Genomic DNA, 2,673 nt, shown 5'->3' with positions numbered 1-2,673 from the left:
CGACCAACCAATTAAATAGCAATGATGTCTAGTGATTAGCAGACTGAAATGCGGATATTTCCTGTAAAAATCGTTGTCCGTATTTCTTAAGTTTGTTCTGTCCTACACCGGATACATTGAGCATTTCATCCTCATTCTGAGGAAGTTTACTGCACATATCGATAAGGGTTCTGTCGGTGAAGACGATGTAGGGAGGGACAGATTCTTCCTTGGCAATCTGGAGACGGAGCTGCCGCAAGGCTTCAAAAAGGGCAGAATTGCGGCTGGAGTTTGTGGCAGTGGAATCAGCGGATGAGCTTTCTGCGGAAGCGGAAAAACTGTCCTTTTTGAATGAAGTTTTGTGTTTCTTTGTGGTTGATATTTTCTCTTTTTCTTTAAATTTCTTTATTATGATCTTTGTATTTTTATTTTGTAAATCTTCAATATTTCCTGCTTTTAAAACACTGTATTCTCCTTCTGTCTGGATGATATATCCCATACGGATCATCTGGCTTATAAGGAGCCGGAGGTCGGCTTCAGTGCGGTTCTCTAACTGACCATAACAGTTGTAGGAGGTGGCGCCAATGTCCTTCAGACGGGCTTTTTTTGAGCCAAGGAGGGTGCCGATTACCAGAGCCTGGCCATAGCGGCCGCGCATTTCGGTGATGCAGCCGACTACCCATTTGGCATCCAGGGTCATATCCAGTTCTTCAAATTCCTGGTGACAGTTGCCGCAATTATCACAAGGCTGATGTGTGGTTTCTCCGAAGTATTCCAGGATGTAATTGCGCAGGCAGGAGGTGGTCATACAGTAGCCTTCCATAAGTTGGAGACGGCGGGAATCCTGATGTTTTACCTGTTCAATTTCCTGAAAATCCATACCTTCGAAGTCTTTGCTTCCAAGAAGGAGTTTGCTGATCATCACATCCTGAGTGGAAAAGAGAAGGATACATTTTGCAGGTTCACCATCACGTCCTGCGCGGCCAGCTTCCTGGTAATAGTTTTCCATGCTCTGAGGCATGTTGTAGTGGATGACGAAACGCACATTGGATTTGTCGATTCCCATGCCAAAAGCATTGGTGGCAATCACAACCTGAGCGCGGTCATAGATGAAATCATCCTGACTTTTTTTGCGGATATCGTTGCTCATTCCAGCGTGGTAACGGGTTACAGAGACGCCTTGTTTCAATAATTTCTCATACAAAGTATCCACGTTTTTTCTGGTGGCACAGTAGATGATTCCGCTTTCGTTTGGGTGGGTTTCTATGTAATTTTGGATAAAGATGTCCTTCTGCTTTCCAGTGAGATGTTCCACTTGATAATAGAGATTTTCTCTGTCAAAACCAGTGACAACAACGTTGGGATTCTTCAGTTTCAGGATCCTTGCAATGTCATTTTTTACCACTTCTGTTGCGGTGGCAGTGAAGGCACTGATGATCGGATTGCCAGGCAGCTGTTCCACAAAATCTATGATTTTTAAGTAACTTGGACGGAAATCCTGTCCCCATTGGGAGATACAGTGGGCCTCGTCTACAGTTACCATGGAGATAGGAGTATGTAGCGCGAAGCTTAGAAATGAAGCTGTTTCCAGTCGTTCTGGTGCTACGTAAATAATCTTATAGACACCTCGCGCAGCGAAAGAAAGAGCCTTATTAATCTGTCCCTCAGTCAGTGAGGAATTAATATAAGCCGCGTGAATTCCTGCTTCATTTAGAGATTTCACCTGATCCTGCATAAGTGAGATCAGCGGTGAAACCACCAATGTAATTCCTGGCAAAAGCAGCGCTGGAACTTGATAACAAAGGGATTTTCCGGCCCCTGTCGGCATAATTGCCAGAGCATCTCTTCCACTTAAAATGGTATCTATAATTTCTCCTTGTCCTTCCCGGAAGGAATCATATCCGAAGTAAGTTTTTAAAATTTGTAAGGGAGATACTGGTGGAGTACCAGAATTCATTTCTTGTATATTCGAATTGTTTGTTGTCAATTTATTGACCTCCTGCGATGAAAATAGGTGACTGTTTAGTAGTTGCAAAGTTGCACACTTCGAGGGTGCTTTTAGTTTTTATCATATTTAATGTTGCGTGCATTGAGGTGCTTTTATTTTTTTATCATTTTTAATGCTGCCTGCGCCGTCTTGCCTGTAAGTTCTGTAATACTGGAAAGCACTGGCACATCTCCATATTTTCGGTTTTCATAAAACGCATAATAACATCCATATAGAATGTAAGTGAGCATAATATTAATGTCCTTGTCTTCCCGATATTGAGGGTAAGCTCTAAACACCAGCTCCTTTAAAGCAACTTCAATTTTTTGCACCAGGCATTTACTCCTGCTTCCCGAAAACAAAATCCCGATCAGCGAATCCTTTGCCAGAAACCCCATGAACAGTTCCCTGGAAAAAAAAGCAGTATCCTCCAGTACTCTCTCCGGATGAGTGAGATTCTCCATAATTGATACCACAACTTCCGTTTCCAATGTATCCGAGAGATGATAAATATCCTGATAATGTGCATAAAATGTAGATTTATTGATCTGCGCTTTCTCACACAACTCCTTAATCGTAATCCTCTCCAGCTCCTTATGAGAACGCAACTCTATAAAAGCATTTATAATACTCTGTCTGGTTTTTTCAATTCTAATATCCATATAGCGTTATCCTTTATTTTAATTTGCTATTTAGTTGATTAAAAG

The 2,673-nt window shown here is 42.0% G+C and carries 2 protein-coding genes; both read right to left on the bottom strand.

All coding sequences use genetic code 11. The annotated features are described in order from the left end of the window. Positions 1 to 28: 28 nt before the first annotated feature. Complete coding sequence (recQ, locus tag PGQ38_RS19145; protein ID WP_118578235.1) at positions 29 to 1,936, bottom strand: DNA helicase RecQ; 1,908 nt, start codon at positions 1,934 to 1,936, stop codon at positions 29 to 31. Positions 1,937 to 2,079: 143 nt separating this feature from the next. Further along, positions 2,080 to 2,628, bottom strand: coding sequence for a TetR/AcrR family transcriptional regulator (locus PGQ38_RS19140; protein WP_173769348.1), 549 nt, complete (start codon positions 2,626 to 2,628; stop codon positions 2,080 to 2,082). Positions 2,629 to 2,673: the final 45 nt, after the last annotated feature.

The sequence above is a fragment of the Blautia faecis genome, from assembly GCF_027662325.1.
Taxonomy (GTDB): Bacteria; Bacillota; Clostridia; order Lachnospirales; family Lachnospiraceae; genus Blautia_A; species Blautia_A faecis.
Note: the sequence above shows the minus strand (reverse complement) of the source record. Positions and strands in the feature narration are given on the sequence as shown.

Coding starts and splice junctions, on each gene's coding strand:
- recQ (WP_118578235.1), bottom strand. CDS start 1,936: ATGAATTCTGGTACTCCACCAGTATCTCCCTTACAAATTTTAAAAACT.
- PGQ38_RS19140 (WP_173769348.1), bottom strand. CDS start 2,628: ATGGATATTAGAATTGAAAAAACCAGACAGAGTATTATAAATGCTTTT.